Annotated in this window: 25 protein-coding genes; 12 read left to right on the top strand and 13 right to left on the bottom strand. The window is 60.6% G+C overall.

From position 1 onward, the window contains the following. Positions 1 to 118 precede the first annotated feature (118 nt). The 3 genes from GXB78_RS18430 to hcnC are packed head-to-tail and all read left to right on the top strand — an operon-like array spanning position 119 to position 3,091. On the top strand, positions 119 to 433 hold the full coding sequence (locus GXB78_RS18430; protein ID WP_329516462.1) for a (2Fe-2S)-binding protein: 315 nt from the start codon (positions 119 to 121) through the stop codon (positions 431 to 433). After that, on the top strand, positions 430 to 1,839 hold the full coding sequence (hcnB, locus tag GXB78_RS18425) for a cyanide-forming glycine dehydrogenase subunit HcnB (RefSeq protein ID WP_329516461.1): 1,410 nt from the start codon (positions 430 to 432) through the stop codon (positions 1,837 to 1,839). The genes GXB78_RS18430 and hcnB overlap by 4 nt, the downstream gene beginning before the upstream one ends. Then, positions 1,832 to 3,091, top strand: a complete 1,260-nt coding sequence (gene hcnC / locus GXB78_RS18420; protein ID WP_329516460.1) for a cyanide-forming glycine dehydrogenase subunit HcnC — start codon at positions 1,832 to 1,834, stop codon at positions 3,089 to 3,091. Before hcnB ends, hcnC begins: the two co-directional genes overlap by 8 nt. 111 nt (positions 3,092 to 3,202) lie before the next feature. On the opposite strand, the gene GXB78_RS18415 is transcribed toward hcnC, so the two are convergent. After that, complete coding sequence (locus tag GXB78_RS18415) at positions 3,203 to 5,011, bottom strand: monovalent cation:proton antiporter-2 (CPA2) family protein (protein WP_329516459.1); 1,809 nt, start codon at positions 5,009 to 5,011, stop codon at positions 3,203 to 3,205. A gap of 269 nt (positions 5,012 to 5,280) precedes the next feature. Here GXB78_RS18415 and GXB78_RS18410 point away from each other — a divergent pair, with 269 nt between their 5' ends. Next, positions 5,281 to 6,195 carry a LysR family transcriptional regulator gene (locus tag GXB78_RS18410; RefSeq protein ID WP_016775221.1) on the top strand — a complete coding sequence of 305 codons (915 nt, stop codon included), beginning with the start codon at positions 5,281 to 5,283 and terminating at the stop codon, positions 6,193 to 6,195. On the opposite strand, the gene GXB78_RS18405 is transcribed toward GXB78_RS18410, so the two are convergent. Together GXB78_RS18405 and tcuC are read right to left on the bottom strand one after the other, a co-directional pair. After that, positions 6,185 to 6,955, bottom strand: coding sequence for a substrate-binding domain-containing protein (locus tag GXB78_RS18405; RefSeq protein WP_056789012.1), 771 nt, complete (start codon positions 6,953 to 6,955; stop codon positions 6,185 to 6,187). The genes GXB78_RS18410 and GXB78_RS18405 overlap by 11 nt on opposite strands. Before the next feature lie 13 nt (positions 6,956 to 6,968). Then, positions 6,969 to 8,261, bottom strand: coding sequence for an MFS transporter (gene tcuC, locus GXB78_RS18400; protein WP_016775219.1), 1,293 nt, complete (start codon positions 8,259 to 8,261; stop codon positions 6,969 to 6,971). Positions 8,262 to 9,230: 969 nt separating this feature from the next. On the opposite strand from tcuC, the gene GXB78_RS18395 reads away from it, so the two are divergent. After that, positions 9,231 to 9,539, top strand: coding sequence for an RcnB family protein (locus GXB78_RS18395; RefSeq protein ID WP_186551842.1), 309 nt, complete (start codon positions 9,231 to 9,233; stop codon positions 9,537 to 9,539). Further along, positions 9,502 to 10,140 carry a hypothetical protein gene (locus tag GXB78_RS18390; RefSeq protein ID WP_329516458.1) on the top strand — a complete coding sequence of 213 codons (639 nt, stop codon included), beginning with the start codon at positions 9,502 to 9,504 and terminating at the stop codon, positions 10,138 to 10,140. Before GXB78_RS18395 ends, GXB78_RS18390 begins: the two co-directional genes overlap by 38 nt. Position 10,141: 1 nt before the next feature. On the opposite strand, the gene GXB78_RS18385 is transcribed toward GXB78_RS18390, so the two are convergent. Further along, entirely contained in the window at positions 10,142 to 10,453 is a 312-nt protein-coding gene (locus tag GXB78_RS18385; RefSeq protein WP_329516457.1) for a protealysin inhibitor emfourin, read from the bottom strand. 14 nt (positions 10,454 to 10,467) lie between these two features. Beyond that, complete coding sequence (locus tag GXB78_RS18380) at positions 10,468 to 11,514, bottom strand: M4 family metallopeptidase (RefSeq protein WP_329516456.1); 1,047 nt, start codon at positions 11,512 to 11,514, stop codon at positions 10,468 to 10,470. 133 nt (positions 11,515 to 11,647) lie between these two features. Between GXB78_RS18380 and GXB78_RS18375 the strand changes: the two genes are divergently transcribed. Then, on the top strand, positions 11,648 to 11,986 hold the full coding sequence (locus GXB78_RS18375; protein ID WP_041477007.1) for an FKBP-type peptidyl-prolyl cis-trans isomerase: 339 nt from the start codon (positions 11,648 to 11,650) through the stop codon (positions 11,984 to 11,986). Between the two features lie 60 nt (positions 11,987 to 12,046). Here the strand turns inward: GXB78_RS18375 and GXB78_RS18370 are convergent, their stop codons facing one another. The 5 genes from GXB78_RS18370 to ftrA form a co-directional block, all read right to left on the bottom strand. Beyond that, the gene (locus GXB78_RS18370; RefSeq protein ID WP_329516455.1) at positions 12,047 to 12,382 is read right to left on the bottom strand and encodes a hypothetical protein; all 336 of its coding nucleotides are present in this window, start codon (positions 12,380 to 12,382) and stop codon (positions 12,047 to 12,049) included. An 8-nt stretch (positions 12,383 to 12,390) separates the two neighbouring features. Further along, the gene (locus tag GXB78_RS28215) at positions 12,391 to 12,807 is read right to left on the bottom strand and encodes a pyocin S6 family toxin immunity protein (protein WP_408005136.1); all 417 of its coding nucleotides are present in this window, start codon (positions 12,805 to 12,807) and stop codon (positions 12,391 to 12,393) included. A gap of 166 nt (positions 12,808 to 12,973) precedes the next feature. Then, positions 12,974 to 13,243, bottom strand: a complete 270-nt coding sequence (locus GXB78_RS18355; RefSeq protein WP_329516454.1) for a hypothetical protein — start codon at positions 13,241 to 13,243, stop codon at positions 12,974 to 12,976. A 2-nt stretch (positions 13,244 to 13,245) separates the two neighbouring features. After that, positions 13,246 to 13,626 carry a DUF6124 family protein gene (locus GXB78_RS18350; protein WP_123376665.1) on the bottom strand — a complete coding sequence of 127 codons (381 nt, stop codon included), beginning with the start codon at positions 13,624 to 13,626 and terminating at the stop codon, positions 13,246 to 13,248. Positions 13,627 to 14,071: 445 nt separating this feature from the next. After that, on the bottom strand, positions 14,072 to 15,046 hold the full coding sequence (gene ftrA, locus GXB78_RS18345) for a transcriptional regulator FtrA (RefSeq protein WP_329516453.1): 975 nt from the start codon (positions 15,044 to 15,046) through the stop codon (positions 14,072 to 14,074). Positions 15,047 to 15,147: 101 nt separating this feature from the next. Here ftrA and GXB78_RS18340 point away from each other — a divergent pair, with 101 nt between their 5' ends. Further along, the gene (locus tag GXB78_RS18340) at positions 15,148 to 15,576 is read left to right on the top strand and encodes a rhodanese-like domain-containing protein (protein WP_329516451.1); all 429 of its coding nucleotides are present in this window, start codon (positions 15,148 to 15,150) and stop codon (positions 15,574 to 15,576) included. 99 nt (positions 15,577 to 15,675) lie between these two features. Here the strand turns inward: GXB78_RS18340 and GXB78_RS18335 are convergent, their stop codons facing one another. Beyond that, complete coding sequence (locus GXB78_RS18335) at positions 15,676 to 15,885, bottom strand: hypothetical protein (protein WP_329516450.1); 210 nt, start codon at positions 15,883 to 15,885, stop codon at positions 15,676 to 15,678. Positions 15,886 to 15,911: 26 nt separating this feature from the next. Between GXB78_RS18335 and GXB78_RS18330 the strand changes: the two genes are divergently transcribed. The 3 genes from GXB78_RS18330 to GXB78_RS18320 all read left to right on the top strand — a co-directional run bounded on the left by GXB78_RS18330 (position 15,912) and on the right by GXB78_RS18320 (position 18,943). Beyond that, complete coding sequence (locus tag GXB78_RS18330; RefSeq protein WP_329516448.1) at positions 15,912 to 16,691, top strand: ABC transporter substrate-binding protein; 780 nt, start codon at positions 15,912 to 15,914, stop codon at positions 16,689 to 16,691. Between the two features lie 242 nt (positions 16,692 to 16,933). Beyond that, positions 16,934 to 18,046, top strand: a complete 1,113-nt coding sequence (locus tag GXB78_RS18325) for a succinylglutamate desuccinylase/aspartoacylase family protein (RefSeq protein ID WP_329516446.1) — start codon at positions 16,934 to 16,936, stop codon at positions 18,044 to 18,046. A 180-nt stretch (positions 18,047 to 18,226) separates the two neighbouring features. After that, positions 18,227 to 18,943: an alpha/beta hydrolase gene (locus tag GXB78_RS18320; protein ID WP_329516444.1), complete on the top strand. Its 717-nt coding sequence runs from the start codon at positions 18,227 to 18,229 to the stop codon at positions 18,941 to 18,943. Here the strand turns inward: GXB78_RS18320 and GXB78_RS18315 are convergent. Beyond that, the gene (locus GXB78_RS18315; RefSeq protein WP_329516443.1) at positions 18,933 to 19,490 is read right to left on the bottom strand and encodes a DcrB/PsbP domain-containing protein; all 558 of its coding nucleotides are present in this window, start codon (positions 19,488 to 19,490) and stop codon (positions 18,933 to 18,935) included. The genes GXB78_RS18320 and GXB78_RS18315 overlap by 11 nt on opposite strands. Positions 19,491 to 19,574: 84 nt before the next feature. After that, complete coding sequence (locus GXB78_RS18310; RefSeq protein ID WP_329516442.1) at positions 19,575 to 20,348, bottom strand: hypothetical protein; 774 nt, start codon at positions 20,346 to 20,348, stop codon at positions 19,575 to 19,577. 146 nt (positions 20,349 to 20,494) lie between these two features. On the opposite strand from GXB78_RS18310, the gene GXB78_RS18305 reads away from it, so the two are divergent. Further along, complete coding sequence (locus tag GXB78_RS18305) at positions 20,495 to 21,031, top strand: chalcone isomerase family protein (protein ID WP_329516441.1); 537 nt, start codon at positions 20,495 to 20,497, stop codon at positions 21,029 to 21,031. Positions 21,032 to 21,092: the final 61 nt, after the last annotated feature.

Genomic DNA, 21,092 nt, shown 5'->3' with positions numbered 1-21,092 from the left:
TTGCGCTGACGAAGTGTCCGCGTCGACGTTGAAAACACAGCAATAAAAGCGTCGACGAGGCGTAGTGCAGCAAGGAGCTGACACAACCTCAATTGAATCTTCACGGACGAACACCGTAATGAACTGCCTAGAAAGATCCTTCGATATCCAGCCCTTGGTGCAGGCGGACATGACCGTGCACATCAATGGCCAAGCGGTCAGCGCCGCCATCGGCGAAACCGTCCTCAGCGTCATCCAGTCCCTCGGCGTACGGCAGATCGCACGCAATGATCACGATCAGATCAGCGGCGCCTATTGCGGCATGGGCGTGTGCCAGTGCTGCCTGGTGAAAATCAACGGTCGCCACAAGCGCCGCGCCTGTCAGACCGTGGTGCGCGACGGCATGCTGATTGAAACCCAGGTCAACCGCGTCGTCGCGCAGGAGGTCGTATGAACCTGCAACCGCTGATCGTCGGCGGCGGGCCGGCGGGAATGGCGGCGGCCATCGAACTGGCGCGCCACGGGGTGCGTTGCACCTTGCTTGAAGAGGCTTCGCGCCTCGGTGGCGTGGTCTATCGCGGGCCGTTGCGCGATGGCGTGCAACTGGATTATCTCGGGCCGCGTTATGCCGAAGCGCTGGGCAAACTGCATGGTGAATTTCAGCAGCAGTTGGGGCTGATCGACGTGCGCCTCAACCATCGTGTGGTCGGCGCCGAAGGCACTCGTGCGGTGGTGGTGCTCGACGGCGATGAACAACTGCATGAGATCGCTTATCCGCAACTGCTGCTGGCCGCTGGTTGCCATGAACGCAGCGTGCCGTTTCCCGGCTGGACGTTGCCGGGAGTGATTCTGCTCGGTGGCCTGCAATTGCAGATCAAGAGCGGCGTGGTCAAGCCGCAAGGGCCGGTGATCATCGCCGGCACCGGGCCGTTGCTGCCGCTGGTGGCGACCCAGTTGCATGCCTCGGGCGTACGCGTCGCCGGGGTGTACGAGGCTTGTGCGTTCGGCAAGATCGCCCGCGAGAGTCTGGCGCTGCTGAACAAGCCGCAACTGTTCCTCGACGGCTTGAGCATGCTCGCTTATCTGAAGTTGCACGGCATCCCGATGAACTACGGCTGGGGTGTGGTGGAAGCCCACGGTGAAGGCGAGTTGAAAAGCGTCAGCGTCGCGCCGTATTCGTCGACGTGGGAGGCGGATCTGTCGCGGGTCGAACGCTTCGAAGCGCAGACGCTGGCGGTTGGTTATGGGTTTATTCCGCGCACGCAATTGAGCCAGCAGATGGGCCTCGATCATGGCTTCAGCGACGATGGCTATTTGCGTGCCCACGCCAATGACTGGCAGCAAAGCAACGAGCCGCATGTGCATCTGGCCGGTGACATGGGCGGGATCCGCGGCGGCGAAGCAGCGATGCTGGCGGGCAAGATCGCCGCCACTTCGATCCTCCTGCAACGCGGTGTGCTCGACGCCGAACTGGCCCGGGTGAGGCGCGACCGCTACGCGAGCAAACTCAGAGCCATCGTGCGCTTTCGTGCAGCGGTGGATCGCTACACCGAGCGCGGCGTCGGCCAGACTGCTTTGCCCGCAGCCGACACGGTGATCTGCCGCTGCGAACATGCGACCCGCGCTGACATCGATCTGGCGCTGGAGCAGGGCGTGCAAGACATCGCCAGCCTGAAAATGCGCACCCGCGTGAGCATGGGCGATTGTCAGGGGCGGATGTGCGTCGGCTATTGCAGCGATCGTCTGCGTCAGGCCACGGGACGTCAGGATGTCGGCTGGCTGCGCCCGCGCTTCCCGATTGATCCGGTACCGTTTTCCGCGTTCCAGTCCCTCGGCACGGAGGCCGCCTCCCATGAGTAAGTTCTACGACGTGGTCATTGCCGGTGGCGGCGTGATCGGCGCGTCCTGCGCCTACCAATTGTCCAAGCGCAAAGATCTGAAAGTAGCGCTGATCGACGCCAAGCGCCCCGGCAACGCGACCCGCGCTTCGGCTGGTGGTTTGTGGGCGATCGGCGAGTCGGTCGGCCTCGGTTGTGGGGTGATCTTCTTTCGCATGATGTCGGCCAATCGCAAGCGCGCAACTCAGGGTGCAGCGGTGGCGGTGGACGCCAGTACGCCGCATATCTTGCCGGAATCCTTTTTCGATTTTGCCTTGCAGTCCAACGCGCTCTATCCGGCGCTGCACCGCGAGCTGAAAGACAACCACGGCATGGATTGCAAGTTCGAAAAGACCGGGCTGAAGTTCGTGATTTATGACGACGAAGACCGGCTCTACGCCGAGCACATCGTCGGCTGCATTCCACACCTGGCCGATCAGGTGCGCTGGCTCGATCAAGCGGCGTTGCGCGCGGCGGAACCGAGTGTCAGTCATGAGGCGCGCGGGGCGCTGGAGTTTCTCTGCGATCATCAGGTCAGTCCGTTCCGTCTCGCTGATGCCTACATGGAAGGCGCGCGGCAGAACGGCGTCGATATCTTCGTCAACACCAACGTCACCGGCGTGCTGCATCACGGCACTCGCGTGACCGGCGTGCAGACGGCAGAAGCGGGCGTGTTTCACTGCAAGACGCTGATCAATGCCGCCGGCGCCTGGGCGGCGGATTTGAGCGAGTGGGCGACGGGGATTCGTATTCCGGTGAAACCGGTGAAAGGGCAGATCCTGTTGACCGAGCGCATGCCGAAAATCCTCAATGGCTGCCTGACCACCAGCGATTGCTATGTGGCGCAAAAGGACAACGGCGAAATCCTCATCGGCAGCACCACCGAAGACAAAGGCTTCGACGTCACCACCACCTACCCGGAAATTGCCGGGCTGGTGCAGGGCGCGGTGCGCTGCTTGCCGGAGCTCGCGGACGTCAATCTGAAACGTACCTGGGCGGGACTGCGTCCGGGGTCGCCGGATGAGTTGCCGATCCTCGGGCCGATGCGTGGGGTGGAAGGGTATCTGAATGCTTGCGGGCACTTTCGCACCGGGATTCTGACGTCGGCGATTACCGGGGTGTTGCTGGACAAACTGGTGAATGACGAGCCGCTGCCGCTGGATATCACGCCGTTTTTGGCTGATCGGTTTGCAGTGGCAGTAGTCGAGCCAGCGCCCACGCTGGAACTGGCCTGACCCAATCCCCCTGTAGGAGCTGCCGAAGGCTGCGATCTTTTGATTTTGCTCTTGAAAAACAAGATCAAAAGATCGCAGCCTTCGGCAGCTCCTACAGGGAATTCGCATGCATCAGGTGTTGCGGGCTTCTTCTTCGAGCTGATCCGATTCGAACAGTTTGGCCAGTTCCGCCCGGGCTTCCTGGGCGGTCTGCAGGACTTTGGCGGCGTCGTCGTAGACGGCGTGTTGCGCCTCCAGCACTTGTTCGTCGTGATGCTTGAAACGCTTGATCCGCGCGTCGGCCTGGGCTTGGGTCAGACCGAGGCCGACCAGCGTGCGTCGGCTCATTTCCAGGCTCGAATAATAGGTCTCACGAATCGCTTCGGCGCCGACATCAACCAGGCGATGCACATGCTGGCGGTTACGCGCTCGGGCGATGATTTTCATGTGCGGATAGAGCTTGTGCACCACTTCGGCAGTCTTGATGTTGGTTTCCGGATCGTCCGTGGCGATGACGAAATATTCCGCCTCGCCAACTTTGGCCGCATGCAGAATTTCCGGGCGCATCGGGTCGCCGTAGAACACCGGCACACCGCCGAAGCTGCGCGACAGTTCGATGGTTTCCACCGAGGTGTCCAGGGCGACGAACTTGATGTTCTGCGCCCGCAGAATCCGCGCCACGATCTGCCCCATCCGGCCCATGCCGGCAATCACCACACGCGGCGCTTCGGTATCGATTTCGCGGAATTTCTCCGGCACCTCCACCGGCTGCACTTTCGGGCTGACCAGCCGCGCGCAGATCAACAGCAACAACGGCGTCAGCGCCATCGACAGGGTGATGGTCAGCACCAGCAAGTCGTACAGCCGTGGCTCGAACAGGCCTTGGTCGCGACCGATCTTGAACACCACGAAAGCGAACTCACCGCCGGCAGCGAGGACGATGCCGAGGCGGATCGCGCTGATCTTGTTCAGCCCGCCTGCCAGCCGCCCGACGACAAACAGCAGCGGCAATTTCAGACCGATCAACAGCAGGGTCAGACCCAGCACTGTGGCCGGCGCACTCAGCAGCAAACCGAGATTGGCGCCCATGCCGACGCTGATGAAAAACAGCCCGAGCAGCAGGCCTTTGAACGGTTCGATCTGCGCTTCCAGCTCATGCCGGTATTCCGAATCCGCCAGCAGCAGACCGGCAAGAAACGCGCCCAGCGCCATCGACACACCGACCAGATCCATCAGCCACGCCGTGCCGATCACCACCAGCAACGCGGTGGCGGTGGAGACTTCCGGCAGACCGGTTTTCGCCACCACGCGGAACACCGGCCGCAGCAGATACCGCCCGCCGATCACCACCACGGCAATACCGCCGAGCACCTGCAAGCTGTGGCGGATATCGTCGGCGGTGCTGGTGTGGTGATCGACGCCGGCGAGCATCGGCACCAGCGCGATCAACGGGATTGCGGCGATGTCCTGAAACAGCAGAATCGCAAACGCCAGCCGTCCGTGAGGACTGGTCAGCTCCTTGCGTTCAGCGAGGCTTTGCAGGCCGAACGCCGTGGACGACAGTGCCAGACCGAGGCCCAGCACAATCGCGCTGTTCAGCGGTTGGCCGAACACCGACAGCGCCAGCACGCCGATCACCGACGCGGTCAGCAGCACCTGCGCCAGACCGACGCCGAACACCGATTTGCGCATCACCCATAAGCGCCGCGGCGACAGTTCGAGGCCGATGATGAACAGCAGCAACACCACGCCCAGCTCGGAAATATGCGCAACGCTCTGCGGGTTGCCGATCAGGCCCAGTACCGACGGGCCGATGATCACCCCGGCAAACAGATAACCGAGCACCGCGCCCAGTTGCAGACGTTTGGCCAAAGGCACGGTGAGCACCGCCGCGAACAGAAATACGACGGCGGCTTGCAACAGATTGCCTTCATGGGGCATTGGAACGACTCCTGACTACGGGTACGGCGGGGGGCGACAAGGATAAGGGTTGACCCGATTTCAGATCCACCAAAGATCCCCTGTAGGAGCTGCCGAGTGCAACGAGGCTGCGATCTTTTGATTTTGCCTTTGCCTCCAGAAAATCAAGATCAAAAGATCGCAGCCTCGTTGCACTCGTCAGCTCCTACGACGGATCTTCATGTGCCCTGTAATAATTTGCATCAAATGGTTACATTTATAACCCCTGCGCATCAATTTCCGGAAACGCCATGGCCATCAACTTCGACCTCAACGACCTGCAAGCCTTTCGCGCGGTGGTCGAGCAGGGCAGTTTTCGCAAGGCTGCCGACACCGTGCGCCTGTCGCAACCGGCGCTGAGTCGGCGCATCGAAAAGCTCGAAGACGCCCTCGGCGTCAAGCTTTTCGAGCGCACCACGCGCAAGGTCAGCCTGACCCAGGCCGGGCGCGGCTTCATGCCAAGCGTCGAACGCTTGCTGGATGATCTCGACATCGCTTTGCTCGGCATCAGCGAAGTGGCCTCGACCCGTTTGGGGCATGTCACCGTCGCCTGTGTGCCATCGGCGGCGTACTACTTCATGCCGCGCGTGGTCGCGCGTTATCACCAGCAGTTTCCTCGGATCAAGGTCAAAGTCCTCGATTCCAGCGCCCACGATGTGTTGAGTGCGGTGGTCAATGGCGAGGCGGATTTCGGCTTGAGTTTTCTCGGCACGCAGGATGCCAAAGTCGAGTTCGAACCGCTTGTGCAGGAGTGCTACGTTGTCGCCTGTCGCCGCGATCATCCGCTGGCCGGGCGCAGCAGCGTCAGTTGGGACGAGTTCTATCAGCAGGATTACATCGCGCTGGACAAGACCTCGGGCAATCGCTTTTTGCTTGATCAGGCCTTGGGCGGGGTAGTGCCGCAGCGCCAGAGCATCTGCGAAACGCGACATGTGACGACGATGATCGGGCTGGTGGAGGCGGGTTTGGGCGTGGCAGCGGTGCCGTTGATGGCGATGCCCGGGCCGGACCATCCGATCCTGACGCGGGTGCCGCTGATCGAGCCGCAGGTGATGCGCAGCGTCGGCATCATCAAGCGCCGGGATCGCACGTTGACCCCGGCGGCTTTGGAACTGGAGCGGCTGGTCGTCGAGATGCGCGTCCAGCCGCCAACGATCAACGCTTGACCGAATCCAGCCCGGTGGCCTGCACGTCAGCCTGAGCGGCCGGTGCAGCGAGGTAGGCGAGCAGGGCCTTGGCTTCTTGCGGATGCTCGGCCTTGACCGGAATGCCTGCGGCAAAACGCGTCACCGACTGTACCGATTCCGGAATCTTCGCGACGAAGCTCACGCCTGGCACCGGCAGCAATTCGCTGACCTGCTGGAAGCCCAATTGATAGTCGCCCGTGGCAACCACCGAGCCGACCGGAATCCTGGCGATCATCTTGGCTTTCGGTTTCAGCTGGTCTTCGATGCCGAGTTTCTTGAACAGCTGCTGCTCGATGTACACGCCGCTGGCGCTGTCGGAGTAGGCTACCGACTGCGCATCAAGCAGGGTTTTTTTCAGGCCATCGACGCTGCTGATGTCCGGCTTCGCCGCGCCTTCGCGCACCACCATGCCGATTCGCGAATCCGCCAGTTCAACGCGGGATGCCGGGTCGACCTTGCCCTGTTTGATCAGCTCATCAAGGGCGTAACCGACCATGATCACCACGTCGGCGTGCTCACCGCGCGCCAGACGATTGGGAATCGCTTCCGGCGCCTTGCCCATCGACGGGCCGAGGCTGGTGGTCAGGGTGTTGCCAGTGGCAGCGGCGAATTTCGGCCCGAGAATCTTGTAGGCAGCGGTGAAGCCGCCGGAGGTCATCACGCTCAATTCTTCCGCCTGGGCCGCGAAGTTGAAGGCGAGACCGGCGAGCAGGGCGGTGACAGTAAAGAGTTTTTTCATGGCAAGTATTTCCTCAGGCCGCGACAGGTTGCAGACGACCACCGGCACGGCGGTACAGATAAAGCGTGGCGCACAACGCGCACAGCGCACCGATGCTCATCCAGTAACCTGGCGCGGCTTTGTCGCCGGTGTACTGGATCAGGAAGGTCGACATCGCCGGGGTGAAACCGCCGAAGATCGCCGTGGCCAGGCTGTAGGCCAGCGAGAAACCGGCGACGCGCACTTCCACCGGCATGATTTCGGTCAGCGCCGGAATCATCGCGCCGTTGTACAGACCGTAGATAAATGACAACCACAACAGCGACAGCAGCATGTTGGTAAAACTCGGCGCCTGCACCAGGAACGACAGCGCCGGATACGTCGTGGCCAGGGCCAGCAGGGCCATGCCGATCAGCACCGGGCGACGGCCGATGCGGTCCGACAACGCGCCGCCAATCGGCAGCCAGAAGAAGTTCGACACACCCACCAGCAGCGTCACCAGCAGCGCGTCGGAAGTGCTCAGGTGCAGCACGGTTTTACCGAAGGTCGGCGCGTACACGGTGATCAGGTAGAACGCGGTGGTGGTCAGCGCGACCATCAACATCCCGCCCAGCACCACGCCCCAGTTCTGACCCAGCGTGCGGAATACTTCGCGCATGCTCGGACGATGTTTGCGCGCAGCGAACTCTTCGGTTTCCGCCAGGTTGCGACGCAGGAAAAAGATGAACGGGACGATCATGCAACCGACGAAAAACGGAATGCGCCAGCCCCAGGCAGCCACTGCTTGCGGCTCCATCCACTGGTTCAGACCGTAGCCCAGCGCGGCCGCGACGATGATCGCCACTTGCTGACTGGCCGACTGCCAAGCGGTGAAAAAGCCTTTGCGACCCGGGGTGGCGATCTCGGACAGGTACACCGAAACACCACCCAGTTCCGCACCGGCCGAGAAGCCTTGCAGCAGCCGGCCGATCAGCACCAGCGCCGGTGCGAACAAGCCTATGGTTTCGTATCCGGGCACCAGCACAATCAGGATCGTGCCGCTGGCCATGATCGACAGGGTGACGATCAGACCTTTGCGCCGCCCGACATCATCGATGTACGCGCCGAGCACGATGGCGCCCAGCGGCCGCATCAGGAAGCCTGCGCCAAACACTGCGAAAGTCATCATCAGGGAGGCGAACTCGCTGCTCGCCGGGAAGAATACCGCCGCGATCTGCGTGGCGTAGAAGCCGAACAGAAAGAAATCGAACTGTTCGAGGAAGTTGCCCGAGGTCACCCGGAAGATGGCACCGGCTCGCGAGCCGTTGGTTGGGATTGAGGCTGTCATAGAAAAGTACTCCACCGCTTTTATGACGTGCGCTACGGAGAAGCGGCGCACGGTTTTTATTGGGGTGGATGGTGGCGCAGATGTAACAATCTGTTAATTGCATTGTTGGCATGGATTGATGCGTGTTGCGGATCAATCCGTGACGTGGAGCGCTGTCAATGTGGGAGCGAGCCTGCTCGCGAAGGCGTCTGGTCAGGCGGTGATTTTTGCAGGTCGACCGGGTACATATCCGTTGCTGCGGTAACGGCGGCTTAGGGTTCCGCCCTTACGGCGGGTCACCTTTTCCAAACGCCGAAAAGGTAACCGAAAAGGCTTGCTCCTGCGTTCGGCCCTCGCAGGCTCGGGTTCCTTCGCTGCGGGATCGATCCGGGCGCAGCGTCTCCGGTTTGCTTCGCTGCACCTCCTCCCGCTGTGTACGACTGCGTCGTACGGTCGCTGCGCTCCCACCCCCGGATCAATCCCTCCGCTCAGCCTTCCGACGTCGCCCGTGGAGCAAGATCAAAAGCGGTACTCGAGCTTGCGCTCATTGTTGAGTGGGGCGGCTTCGCCGCGGGCAGCTGCGCTGCCTTGCGTTTCTGTGGGAGCGAGCCTGCTCGCGAAGACGGCCTGACAGCGGACCTGATCTAGAGGTTGCGCCCAATCCAACTGTAGGAGCTGCCGAAGGCTGCGATCTTTTGATCTTGCTCCTGCTCCTGCCCTTGTAGGAGTGAGCCTGCTCGCGATGGCGGTGTTTCAGGAAGTAGTGACGTTGTCTGACCGGACCCCATCGCGAGCAGGCTCACTCCTACAGGGACCGAGCTCAGGTCAATAATTGTGGTGCAACACAACCCCCTGTGGGAGCTGGCCTGCCAGCGATGGCGGTCTAATGGACAAAACCCTCCAACGGCCACCTCCGGCAAAAAAACAAGGAATGTTTCCCACGCCGCGCAGTCGGAGTTCAGGTACTACTCATGTGAAAGAGGTTCACCGATGAACAGCAAAACCCTAATCGCCAGCCTGGCCCTCGTTGCCGGTATTGCCGGGATCACGCCCATTGTTCAAGCGGCGCAAACCTCCAGCGATCCCTCTGTGCAATCGCCCACCAGCGACCGCCAACTGAAGGTCAACGACCGCGCGCCGGAAATGTATCAGCGCGAAGACAAGGCGCTGAAGAACTGGAAAGCCAAAGGTCTGAAAGCACCGATCGAACAGGCGCAGTGGGTGCAGATCAACGACAAGTACGTGATGGTGATGATCACCAATGGCACGATTGTCGAGATGCAGCCGGTCGAGCGATAGGCCCGGTTTTACAATTGGCCACGGATGGCTGATTGCATTCGAACGCCGTTCCGGTAAAAGAGCGGACGTCTGGATGAGGAACAAGGGATTGGACAAGAAACCGCTTTACCGCAAAGTGAACACTCGAACGTGGGGTGTTCGTCGCCACGAATCAGTTGCGCATTATCGCGAACAGCGCAACAGCAAAGCTGCAAGCCGTGACGAAGGCATGCGAAGTTCGATGCACGCAGGCAAACAATACGGGCGTGATTACACGCCGTTGTTTCGCTTCCTGCTTTCTCGGGTTGGCGGTTCTTGGGATGCCATTTTCAGCGAAGCCGTGGCGCGACTGGATCAATCAGCGCCGGTGTTCTGGATGGTTGCCATCCATGAGAAGGATCGCGAAGAACTCGTGCGACTGGGTGAGTCCAGTTACTTCAATGGACTGTACGTCGATGAGCAAAATCGCCTGCAAATGGTCAATCCGAAACTGAAGGCGCAGGACATGACGCCGAGCTGCGAGTGCTGTACGCACACATTCAACGGTGTCGTATTCGGCCAGACCGCGGGCTTTGGCTCACGCACATCGTCAGTTGTCGACGCAGAAGAACCGCCAGCATGAATCAGAGCAGCTCTCCCTTGTCCCACAGACTCACCAACTCCCCAGGCGCCCGGTCCTCCGGCACCTTCAGCACCATTTTGCCGGCCTGATAGCGCACTTCAATCTGATAGAAGCGCTGATCCCCGCGCCCGGATTCGTTGCTGTCCAACGGCAGGCAACCTTCCAGCACCGAGCAGATCCTTGAGCGCTGATCGATATCACATTGCGCGAATTCGATTTCCCGTGGGCGGCTCAGGCTGTGAATCGCTGCAACGCCACCCTGGCGAGATACGCGCAAAACGGAATCGTCATCCAGCTCGGGTAGCGTTTTCATGCAGTCTCCTCGAATTATTCGATACCGACCTGTGCCCAGGCTTGCTGCACTGCGTCGGCTGCTTCTGCGCCAAAGCGCTGACCGGCGTGGTCGATGGTCAATTTTGCGAACGCGTCGAACGTTGCCTCCTGGCTCAAGCGGTTATCGCACAGTGTGTCGTACCAGATGCGTCCGGCCTTTTCCCAGGCGAATCCGCCAAATGCGCGGGCTGCCAGATAAAACGCGCGGTTGGGAATACCGGAATTGATGTGCACGCCACCATTATCTTCGCTGGTGATGACGAACTTGCGCATGTGATCCGGTTGCGGGTCCTTGCCCAGCAGCGGGTCGTCATAGGCCGTGCCGGGGTGTGACATCGAGCGCAGGCCTTTGCCCTGGATCTTCGGCATCAGCAGGTCGGCGCCGATCAACCAGTCTGCCTGCTCGGCGGTTTGCCCAAGGGTGTATTGCTTGGTCAGCACACCGAATACATCCGAGAGCGACTCGTTCAGCGCGCCAGACTGATTGGCATAAATCAGCCCGGCCTCGCTTTCGGTGACGCCGTGGGCCAGTTCATGGCCGATGACGTCGAGCGAGCGGGTGAAGCGCTGGAATATTTCGCCATCGCCGTCACCGAAGACCATCTGCGCGCCGTTCCAGAATGCGTTCTCGTAGCCCTGGCCGTAATGCACGCTGCCGATCAGGGCAAAACCCTGGTTGTCGATCGAGTCGCGACCGAGCACCTTCCAGAAGAAATCATAGCTGGCGCCCAGCGCATCGTAAGCCTCATCGACCGCCGGGTCCCCCGACGGCGCCTGGCCCTCGAGGCGCACCGGCATGCCTGGCAAGAGCATCTTGTTCTGCGCATCATGCACGCTGCGTCGGGCCAGGCCTGGCTTGGTCGCCTCCGGCAGAATCGCCCGCGCCGGCGGCTGAGAAGGGCGGCCGGGGTTAGGGAGCAGGCTGCGTACATGGTTGAGTGTTTGCATCGCGGCGCTACGCTGTGGCTCCGAGCCGTGAGCAATGATGCGGTTGAGGATGTAGGGCGGAATGAAACTGCGCAGCAATCGAGAGTCGGTCATCAAAGCATCCTTGTCGTCATACGATGTCGATACACATGTGAGCGGCAACGCATGTTTTCGGTTCCATGGATTGCCATCGGCGACGGATTCTGCGAAAAACCCCGCCTGCGAAAATCTCAACGGGGCCAACGACATGACAGACGAACTGCAAATCATCGACCTGCAACCGGGCGACGGCAAAGCCGCAGTGAAAGGCGCGCTGATCACCACCCAATACACCGGCTGGCTGGAAGACGGCACTGAATTCGACTCGTCCTGGAGCCGAGGCAAACCGTTTCAGTGCGTGATCGGCACTGGCCGCGTAATCAAAGGCTGGGATCAGGGCCTGATGGGCATGCAGGTCGGCGGCAAACGCAAATTGCTGGTCCCGGCGCATCTGGGGTACGGCGAGCGAACCATGGGCAAGATTCCGCCGAATTCGAATCTGGTGTTTGAAATTGAGTTGTTGGAAGTGCTGACGCGGGAGGATTGAGAATGGGGGGCGCTGATCTGGATGAAGTTCGTTACTTCATCCAAATGCCGTCAGGGTGGATCAGGTGAATACGTCTATGTCGTCGAGCGTGTCTTCAATGATCCCTTGCAGCGAAGCATGGGTTCGCTTGGCTGATTCGAGTACCGCAATGACTGTCTCAGTATCCAGCTCGCCATGTCGGCGAGCGATGTGCCCGAGTGCAGTCGCCGCAGCGGCCACAATTGCTTCGGTTTTGCTGGTGAGGTGTTTCAGGCAGATGTCCTGAGCCCAATTTCTATCGGTTTCATTCAGGCCAATGGATACGAGTGCGGCGATTACGGTTGCATCGGTGTCGCTGGCAAGGAGTCTTATGGCCTCGTCATGGCTTATGGATGGGTTTTGATAGATGAGGTTCATTGGCGAAGTTAACCCCTGATACCGATAAAAAGATCGAGTTCCGATGGAAGTTTTTCGTTAATCGCCACGCCGATTTTTTGAGCTTGATCGAGTGTCAGCAGCCACTCGCCATCGGGACTTTCATCAAGGCTTTTCCAGCCCATTGCAGCCAAGACAGCAGGTTCAAATTTCGGCCCAACTGTAAGTTCGTATTTTAAGGTGTCGTCTTCGCCGTCACCTTTTGAGAAACCGCTAATCCATAAAAACATCTGTAGCTTCCCGTTTACCTCATTCATCGGAGTGGCTGGTCTGACGGGGGAGTTCTCTCTTGAAAGCGTTCGCCTCAACTTGGCCAGCAGGCGCATATTGGCGGCGTCCTGCGGTGTGTCTTCCAGTGCATCCCAGACACAAGAGAAGCTTTGGAATTGGGGGGGATGCTCCTTCATGGTTTAAGCCTTCCTGGGTTTTGGCTTTCAGATATTCGTCAGCAGAAAGAACGCTTTCGCGAGCAGGCGAAGGTCTACAGTAGGTCGGCGGTGTACTCGAATGCCGCGAGTGACCGCGAACACCTGTGGGAGCGAGCCTGCTCGCGAAGAACGATCACGCGGTCAATCAGGCTGCGTGCGCCATTTCGGCCAGTGTGTCGGCCATGGTTTTTTGCAGTGAGGGGAACCGGCGGGTCACGCGGCGCAGTGCGGGCAGCACGGCGTCGATTTCCAGTTCATCGAGTTGGGGAAGGACGGTGACGGCGGAGGCGACGATGGATTCGCGTTCGCTTTCGAACAGCACCAGGCAGGCGTTTTGCGCCCAGCGTCCGTCCCGTTCGTTGAAGCCCATGGCCACCAGCGCCGCGACGACTTGTGCATCTGTTTTGTGGGTCATGGTTATTGCCTCAGGGCGGGGTCGATTTTGTCGAGGGCGCGGTTGACTGCGAGTTCGCCGAGCATGACCACTTGCTGGATGCCGAGCACGGTGTTGCGGTAGGGCGAGTCGAGCAGGGCGGCGAAGTCGCTGAGCATGATGCTGGCCGAGGCCATGGATTCGCAGGCGTGGGCCATGAGGTCTTCGGCGCCGGTGTTTGGGTCGACGAGGAACATGGTGCTGGGTCTGCGCGGTGGTGAAGGCGGTGTGGGTTTCAGGTAATGGTCGAGGGCGCGTTCGGCGGCTTCGTGGAGTTTTCTGGAGCCCGGTGTGGAGTAGGGGGACGTTGGATTTGGATCGATTTCCGCGTCTGTTTCGGGCGGATTTGGTGTGATTTTGAACATGGTGTAGTTTTCCAAAGTGATGCTGACACCACCTCGCGACTAAACGAAAAGGTGGCAGCTATACGCAGGTTAGTCGACCGGAAACTCCACCAAAACCGGCGCACCCGAAGGCGCCCTGCGCACAGCTACCATTGAGTGAGGTATCGAAATACCTACTGTCTGGAACGTTGTGCAGTTCAAGTGGATTACCGAGCGACTAAACCCGATCACTGACCCTTCAGTGACGCGAACCAAGTTACCGGCAGCCCCCAAGCCGCACAAGCCGGCGGATTCTGGCGTAGTTGTAGGCAAAGGCGCAAGGCGCAAGGCGCTGTAGCCTTGTGGCTGATGTCTGAATGATGCTGCGTTTGACTGGACGCCTTCGCGAGCAGGCTCGCTCCCACAGGGGGAACGCATTCCAAACTGTGGGAGCGAGCTTGCTCGCGAAGGCGCCTTCAAAATCACCTCAGGATTCAACCCTCACGCCCCGCCCAAACCGCTCCCGATAAACCGAAGGCGGTACGCCCACCACGCTGCGAAACGCCACGCGAAAACTCTCCACCGATCGATAGCCGCAGCGCTGGGCGATCTGCTCGGTGTGTTGGTGGGTGCTTTCCAGTAACTCCCGCGCTCGCGCCAGGCGTTCATGTTGCAGCCAGGCTTTCGGCGATTGGCCGCTGGCTTCGGTGAAGCGCCGCAGAAACGTGCGCTCGCTCATTGCTGCTTCGCTGGCCAGATCGCGGACTTCCAGCGGTTCGTGCAGGCGTTCGCGGGCCCATTGCATGACTCGCGACAGGTCGCTGCGGGGTGTCGGGCTGACCGGGGTGGGGATGAATTGGGCCTGGCCGCCGGTGCGTTGTGGCGACATGACCAGGCGCCGCGCGACGGCGTTGGCGACCTGCGTGCCGAAGTCGCGGGTTACCAGATGCAGGCAGGCGTCGATGCCGGCTGCGCTGCCGGCGGAGGTGATCAATTGGCCGGCGTCGACATAAAGCACGTCCGGATCGACCTCGATGGCCGGGTAACGTTGGGCCAGTTCGCTGGTGTAGCGCCAGTGCGTGGTGGCGCGGTGGCCGTCGAGCAAGCCGCTGGCCGCAAGCACGAACACCCCGGAGCAGATCGACAACAACCGCGCGCCTCGGCCATGGGCCTGACGCAATGCGTCGATCAACGCTGGCGGTACCGGGGCATTGCGGTCGCGCCAGCCGGGAATGACGATGGTGCGCGCCTCGGCGAGCAGTTCCAGGCCGCCATCGGCCAGCACCTGAATGCCGCCCATGGCGCGCATCGGGCTTTGATCGACCGCGGCGATCGCATGCGCGTACCAAGGGAAGTCGAACTCTGGCCTGGCCAGGCCGAAGATCTCCACGGCAATGCCGAACTCGAACGTGCAGAGGCCATCGTAGGCCAGAATGGCAACCAGATTGGGCTGAGTGAGCATTTGGCGGAAAACTCCCGGTCGGTGTCTTGCGCGCCACTGTAGCGGCAAGCGCCGTCTCGATAAAGTCTGTTCATCCCTCACAGACAAAGGAGCAACACAGCATGACCAGCCTGGTTCGCGAAATTCCCGCCGCTCCATCGGCCATTGCCCTGATGCATTTCAGTAATCGTCTGACCTTCGAAACCGATTGTTCCGACGTATTCAGCAGCCACGAGGCCGGGGAGGTCGATTTTGTTCTGGTAGACGTGCGCGGCCCGTTGGCATTCGAGCGCGGGCATGTGCCTGGCGCGATCAATATCCCGACACGCTTGCTCACGGTGGAACGTTTGGCCGATTACCCGAAAAACACGTTGTTCGTGGTCTATTGCGCCGGGCCGCATTGCAATGGCGCGAACAAGGCGGCGGTGAAACTGGCGGCGCTGGGTTATCCGGTGAAAGAGATGATCGGCGGCGTTACCGGATGGCTGGATGAAGGCTTCAAACTGAGCGCGGCGTCAGTCGCCAACACACCTGTCGCCTGCGAATGCTGACCTCTTTGTAGGAGCTGCCGGAGGCTGCGATCTTTTGATCTTGATCTTGAAAAAACAAGATCAAAAGATCGCAGCCTTCGGCAGCTCCTACAGGGGGAATTAGCGTTTTTTGCTCTGAAAACGGCCTTGTCCTACAGCCTTCGCACCACCACGGCGCACGCCTTGACCCTCGTCAATGCGTGCGCCGATGTTCTGTAAGTATTTGTCGCTTAAAAACAATTGCCCCCGTGCGCGTCGCCATAGACTGCCGGCCACTTCGGTTTTTGCTGTTAGAACGCCATGACCGAACGCTGAATCGAAAGCTGCCAATAAAAGCCTCCGCACGGGAGTAATAAATGAAAAAGCTAGTGATGTTCGGTGCCCTGGCACTGTCGATGTTGTCCCTGACCGCTGTGGCCGAAGACGCCAAGCCGATCCGCATCGGTATCGAAGCCGGTTACCCGCCATTCTCGATGAAAACCCCTGACGGCAAACTCACTGGTTTTGACGTCGACATCGGCGATGCGCTGTGCGCGCAGATGAAGGTTAAATGCACGTGGGTCGAGCAAGAGTTCGACGGTCTGATCCCGGCACTCAAAGTGAAAAAAATCGACGCGATCCTGTCGTCGATGACCATCACTGACGACCGCAAGAAAAACGTCGATTTCACCATCAAGTACTACCACACTCCGGCGCGCTTCGTGATGAAGGAAGGCTCCGGCGTGAAAGACCCGCTGACCGAGCTCAAGGGTAAGAAAGTCGGCGTGCTGCGCGCCAGCACCCACGACCGTTACGCCACCGAAGTGCTGGTTCCGGCCGGGATCGAACTGGTTCGCTACGGCTCGCAGCAGGAAGCCAACCTCGACATGGTGGCCGGGCGTATCGACGCCATGCTGGCCGACTCGGTCAACCTCAGCGACGGTTTCCTGAAAACCGACGCCGGCAAAGGCTTCGAATTCGTCGGCCCGACCTACGAAGACGCCAAGTACTTCGGCGGCGGTGCCGGCATTGCCGTGCGCAAGGGCGATACCGCACTGGCTGAGCAGTTCAACAAGGCCATCAGCGAAATCCGCGCCAATGGCGAGTACAAGAAAGTCCAGGACAAGTACTTCGACTTTGACGTGTACGGCCATTAATAAGCTGTAGGAAAAAAGTGGCCCCGTTTGCGCGGCGGCCACTTTTTTTATGTTCTTTTATTGATGGAAATTCTCTGTGGGAGCGAGCCTGCTCGCGAAAGCGGTTTAACATTCGACATCGACATCGACATCGACATCGACATCGACATCGACATCGACATCGTCATCGTCTGACCTGACGCATTCGCGAGCAGGCTCGCTCCCACAGGGATTTGCGTGACCCAGATATTCAGGAGTTTCCCATGCAACGCATCGACCACGTTCTGCCCTGGAGCCATTTGGGCAGCGAGCGCTCTCTCAGCGTGTTCCGCTACGGCGCCGGCAGCCGCAAGGTGTACATCCAGGCCAGCCTGCATGCCGACGAGCTGCCGGGCATGCGCACCGCGTGGGAACTCAAGCTGCGCCTGAGCGAGCTGGAACAGCAGGGCCGCTTGCAGGGCGTCATCGAACTGGTGCCGGTGGCCAATCCGATTGGCCTGGATCAGCATCTGCAAGGCAATCACATGGGCCGCTTCGAACTGGGCAGCGGCAAGAATTTCAACCGCGCATTCGTCGAGCTCAGCGCCCCGGTGGCAGCGCTGGTAGGCGAGCGGCTCGGTGCGGATGCCGAGACCAACGTCGCGTTGATCCGCGAGGCCATGGCTCAGGTCTTTGACGAGTTGCCGGCGGCCAAATCTCAACTGGAAGCCTTGCATCGCTTATTGCTGCGCCACGCCTGCGACGCCGACATCACCCTCGATCTGCATTGCGACTTCGACGCTGCCATTCACCTGTACGCGCTGCCGCAACACTGGCCGCAGTGGCAATCACTGGCGGCGCGACTGAAGGCTGGCGTAGCTTTGCTCTGCGAGGATTCCGGCGGCAGCTCGTTCGACGAGTCTTGCTCGACACCGTGGTTGCGTCTGGCCAAAGCGTTCCCGAATGCGGCGATTCCGGCGGCGAATCTGGCGACCACGCTGGAGCTGGGCAGTATGGGCGACACCCGCGTCGATCAGGCCCAGGCCAACTGCGAAGCGATTCTCGGCTTTCTCGCCGAGCAGGGATTCATCAGCGGCGAATGGCCGGCAGCCCCGAACGAGTGCTGTGAAGGCCTGCCGTTCGAAGGCACCGAATACCTGTTCGCCCCGCACCACGGCGTGGTGAGTTTCTTGCGCAATGCCGGTGAATGGGTAGAGCAGGGCGATGCGCTGTTCGAGGTCGTTGATCCATTGCAGGATCGCGTGACCACCGTGCGCGCCGGCACCAGCGGGGTGCTGTTTGCGATTGATCGCGGGCGGTATACCGAACCGGGGATCTGGCAGGCGAAAGTGGCGGGGCGGGTGCCGTTTCGTACCGGGAAGCTGACCAACGACTGACAGGTTGCGGTGAATGTGCGGGCCTCTTCGCGAGCAGGCTCGCTCCCACAGAGGAACGCATTTCAACTGTGGGAGCGAGCCTGCTCGCGAAAGGGCTATCGGCCACAGCACAAAATTTGGATCTTTACCCGAGGATGTTAGGCTCCCCCGCGAACCCGACACTCTGTGAAGGAAGGCTCCATGCTGAAACTATTCGCCCTGCTGATGCTGCTCGCCTCCACCGCCGTCCACGCGCAAACCACTCTGCAATCCGATCTGCCGCTCAAATACCTCGAACAGGTCCACGCCGATGCCGAGCCGCGTCCGCTGGTGATTTTCCTGCACGGTTACGGCAGTAACGAGGCTGATCTGATTGGTATGAAATTTCAGCTGCCGGCGCAGTACAACTACCTGTCCGTGCGCGCACCGATGACATTGGGCGAAGGACGTTACCAGTGGTTTCGCAAGAAGGGCGACGGTGCCTACAACGGCGAGACCGATGATCTGAAGGTCAGCGGCCAGAAGCTGCGCGACTTTATCGCCCAGGCGGCGAAGAAATATCACGCCGCGCCGGACAAGGTGTACCTCATCGGTTTCAGCCAGGGCGCGATGATGAGCTACGAAGTGGGCCTGCGCGCGCCGGCGGCCGTCGGCGGGTTTGCCGCGTTGAGCGGGCGCTTGTTGCCGGTGCTCAAAGCCGAACTCAAACCCGGTCAAGCGCCGCTGCCGCTGAGCATTTTTATCGGCCACGGCACCGCCGATGATCCGGTGCCATACCGCCACGGCACCGAGGCCAACGCGCTATTGCAGAAGCTCGATTACCAGCCCGAGTTTCACGCTTATCCGGGCGTCGGCCACAGCATCAGTGCGGCCGAATTGCGCGATCTGAATGGCTGGTTGCAGCGGCTCAATCCTTGACGATGGCTTTGATCAAGGCATCGTGCGCTTTCTTGTCGCTGGCACGGGAAATCACCTGCACCAGCGCCATCTTCGTCCCGGAGCCGGCCAGCAGCGTGGTGTTCAGCGTCTGGCCACCGCCCTGCGTTGCGGTGCTGTCAACCTGACGCAAGCCCAGGCCGGTGCCTTTCTGGGTCAGGCTTTTTTCGCTGAGCTTGTTGAAGTCCGGCAGGGCCTTGCGCTGATCGTCGATGAAACTCGACACGCTGCCGTCGAGAAACTCACCGTCGTTATCCTTGACGTTCTGCCCCGCGGGGATCTGGTTTTCCGCGGCGATGACCACGGTTTTGGTCGCCTGATTGGTGTACATCGTGCCCTTGGCGCCGCTCGGGCTGGCGGGCAGCGGGTCGGCGACAAAGCCTTTGGGCAGGACGAAGGCAAACTTGCCGTCGAGCAGCGAGACCTTCTCGGTTTTGACTTTTTCCTTGGCGGCGTGCGCGCTGATCGCAGCGAAACCGGCGACGGCCGCCAGCATCAGGACGACGGCTTTTTTGCTCAACAATGACATCTGAATCTCCGGGAAATGATCGCGCGAGGCGGGCGATCATCCCACGGAGCATACCGGGCGTTCCAGCGCGATTCGTCCGGGCAGTTATTGCGCTTGCGTCTTGGCCACTGGCCGCGCCAGCAGACGTCGGGTCACCCCGAGCATCGCCACTGACACCGCCACACCCACCACGAACCCGCTCAGGCCCATGCTCGGCAGCGTCAAGGCCGACACCAGGCAGAACGCCGAAAACGAATACATGCCGGTCGCCGTTGCGCGCAATAAAGCGGCGGTAAACGCTGGGCCGCGGGTCTGTTGCGAGAACACCGCCATCACGCTGCCGAGCACCGGGAACACCGCGAGCAGGCCGCTCCAGCGTTCGCCAACCGTGCTGGCGAGCATCGTCACCACCAGCGTCAGCGCCGCGCCGGCAATCATTCGCCAGATCAGTTTGTCCGACTTCGGAGCTGGCCCGTTCAGCACTGGCTGCACCACCGGGAACAGATAAGGCGACGCGAGCAGCGCCACCGCCGCAGCCATCACCGAGAACGGCAGGGACGCCGGAATCACCGACAACAGCGCCGCCAGTACGCCCCACACCGTCAATGAAACGATCAAGGCCCACGGCCAGTTCGCCCGCTGCGCGACCTGCGCATAGGTGATGCAGAACGCGATCATCGCGAACATTGCCGACAGCGCCGCCACGGCGGATTGCGCAGCAAATTGCGGGCCCTGTTCGATGGCGAGGAAAAACAGAATTGGCCCGACCACCACCGGCAATCCCGACAGCCACCCGGCCACGCTCGGCCCCCAGCGTTTGCCCGCCAGAGAAATCAGCAGCAGAAAACCGGGAATCAGCAGCAGTTTAAGGATCAGCACGCGGGTGTCTCCGTCGGGGCAGGGTGAGCCACGTTAGCATTGCGCTGAGAAGATTGCTGCCTATGTGTGCAAAGTTTGTATACAAAATCTCAGGCGTGAATCCGGCTATGCTTTGAGCATCAGAACCCAGCGGAGACGATACGGCGATGAACAGAACACCGAAGCTCGTACGTGGCTGCTGTGGCATCGGCTTGTGGGCGCTTTTGCTCACACCGACATGGGCCAACTGGCAAGACGCCGTGCCCGGTGCGCAGATCATCGGCAGTGGCGATTTCAGCGTGTTCGGCTTCGACGTCTACAGTGCGCGGCTATGGAGCGCCGCGCGACCACTGGCGGACGGCCAGCCGTTTGCACTGGAGCTGATCTACCGCCGGACGATCTCGCGCGATGATCTGGTCAGCACCAGCGTCGATGAGATCAAACGCATCGGCGGCCCCCGCGTCAGTCCGGCGCAACTGGCCGATTGGCAGGTGCAGATGCAGCAGTCGTTTGTCGATGTGCAGGCCGGCACGCGTATTACCGGCGTGTATCTGCCGGGGCAGGGCGCGCAGTTTTTTGTCGGCCAGAGGTTGCAGCACGAAATCGAGGATCCGCAGTTTGCCAAGGCTTTTTTTGCTATATGGCTCGATCCGCGAACACGCAGTCCCGAATTGCGCGAGCAATTGCTGGGCGTGAGTCAATAAGATCAGAAGATCGCATTACCCATGTAGGAGCTGCCGCAGGCTGCGATCTTTGCGCTTCAAG

Origin of the sequence: Pseudomonas moraviensis subsp. stanleyae (assembly GCF_036283065.1) — a bacterium.
Classification (GTDB): domain Bacteria; phylum Pseudomonadota; class Gammaproteobacteria; order Pseudomonadales; family Pseudomonadaceae; genus Aquipseudomonas; species Aquipseudomonas stanleyae.
This window is presented reverse-complemented; position numbering and strand designations above follow the sequence as displayed.

What these genes read in the sequence shown, in the direction of transcription:
- GXB78_RS18430 (WP_329516462.1), top strand. Translation starts at nt 119, where the DNA reads ATGAACTGCCTAGAAAGATCCTTCGATATCCAGCCCTTGGTGCAGGCG.
- hcnB (WP_329516461.1), top strand. Translation starts at nt 430, where the DNA reads ATGAACCTGCAACCGCTGATCGTCGGCGGCGGGCCGGCGGGAATGGCG.
- hcnC (WP_329516460.1), top strand. Translation starts at nt 1,832, where the DNA reads ATGAGTAAGTTCTACGACGTGGTCATTGCCGGTGGCGGCGTGATCGGC.
- GXB78_RS18415 (WP_329516459.1), bottom strand. Translation starts at nt 5,011, where the DNA reads ATGCCCCATGAAGGCAATCTGTTGCAAGCCGCCGTCGTATTTCTGTTC.
- GXB78_RS18410 (WP_016775221.1), top strand. Translation starts at nt 5,281, where the DNA reads ATGGCCATCAACTTCGACCTCAACGACCTGCAAGCCTTTCGCGCGGTG.
- GXB78_RS18405 (WP_056789012.1), bottom strand. Translation starts at nt 6,955, where the DNA reads ATGAAAAAACTCTTTACTGTCACCGCCCTGCTCGCCGGTCTCGCCTTC.
- tcuC (WP_016775219.1), bottom strand. Translation starts at nt 8,261, where the DNA reads ATGACAGCCTCAATCCCAACCAACGGCTCGCGAGCCGGTGCCATCTTC.
- GXB78_RS18395 (WP_186551842.1), top strand. Translation starts at nt 9,231, where the DNA reads ATGAACAGCAAAACCCTAATCGCCAGCCTGGCCCTCGTTGCCGGTATT.
- GXB78_RS18390 (WP_329516458.1), top strand. Translation starts at nt 9,502, where the DNA reads ATGGCACGATTGTCGAGATGCAGCCGGTCGAGCGATAGGCCCGGTTTT.
- GXB78_RS18385 (WP_329516457.1), bottom strand. Translation starts at nt 10,453, where the DNA reads ATGAAAACGCTACCCGAGCTGGATGACGATTCCGTTTTGCGCGTATCT.
- GXB78_RS18380 (WP_329516456.1), bottom strand. Translation starts at nt 11,514, where the DNA reads ATGACCGACTCTCGATTGCTGCGCAGTTTCATTCCGCCCTACATCCTC.
- GXB78_RS18375 (WP_041477007.1), top strand. Translation starts at nt 11,648, where the DNA reads ATGACAGACGAACTGCAAATCATCGACCTGCAACCGGGCGACGGCAAA.
- GXB78_RS18370 (WP_329516455.1), bottom strand. Translation starts at nt 12,382, where the DNA reads ATGAACCTCATCTATCAAAACCCATCCATAAGCCATGACGAGGCCATA.
- GXB78_RS28215 (WP_408005136.1), bottom strand. Translation starts at nt 12,807, where the DNA reads ATGAAGGAGCATCCCCCCCAATTCCAAAGCTTCTCTTGTGTCTGGGAT.
- GXB78_RS18355 (WP_329516454.1), bottom strand. Translation starts at nt 13,243, where the DNA reads ATGACCCACAAAACAGATGCACAAGTCGTCGCGGCGCTGGTGGCCATG.
- GXB78_RS18350 (WP_123376665.1), bottom strand. Translation starts at nt 13,626, where the DNA reads ATGTTCAAAATCACACCAAATCCGCCCGAAACAGACGCGGAAATCGAT.
- ftrA (WP_329516453.1), bottom strand. Translation starts at nt 15,046, where the DNA reads ATGCTCACTCAGCCCAATCTGGTTGCCATTCTGGCCTACGATGGCCTC.
- GXB78_RS18340 (WP_329516451.1), top strand. Translation starts at nt 15,148, where the DNA reads ATGACCAGCCTGGTTCGCGAAATTCCCGCCGCTCCATCGGCCATTGCC.
- GXB78_RS18330 (WP_329516448.1), top strand. Translation starts at nt 15,912, where the DNA reads ATGAAAAAGCTAGTGATGTTCGGTGCCCTGGCACTGTCGATGTTGTCC.
- GXB78_RS18325 (WP_329516446.1), top strand. Translation starts at nt 16,934, where the DNA reads ATGCAACGCATCGACCACGTTCTGCCCTGGAGCCATTTGGGCAGCGAG.
- GXB78_RS18320 (WP_329516444.1), top strand. Translation starts at nt 18,227, where the DNA reads ATGCTGAAACTATTCGCCCTGCTGATGCTGCTCGCCTCCACCGCCGTC.
- GXB78_RS18315 (WP_329516443.1), bottom strand. Translation starts at nt 19,490, where the DNA reads ATGTCATTGTTGAGCAAAAAAGCCGTCGTCCTGATGCTGGCGGCCGTC.
- GXB78_RS18305 (WP_329516441.1), top strand. Translation starts at nt 20,495, where the DNA reads ATGAACAGAACACCGAAGCTCGTACGTGGCTGCTGTGGCATCGGCTTG.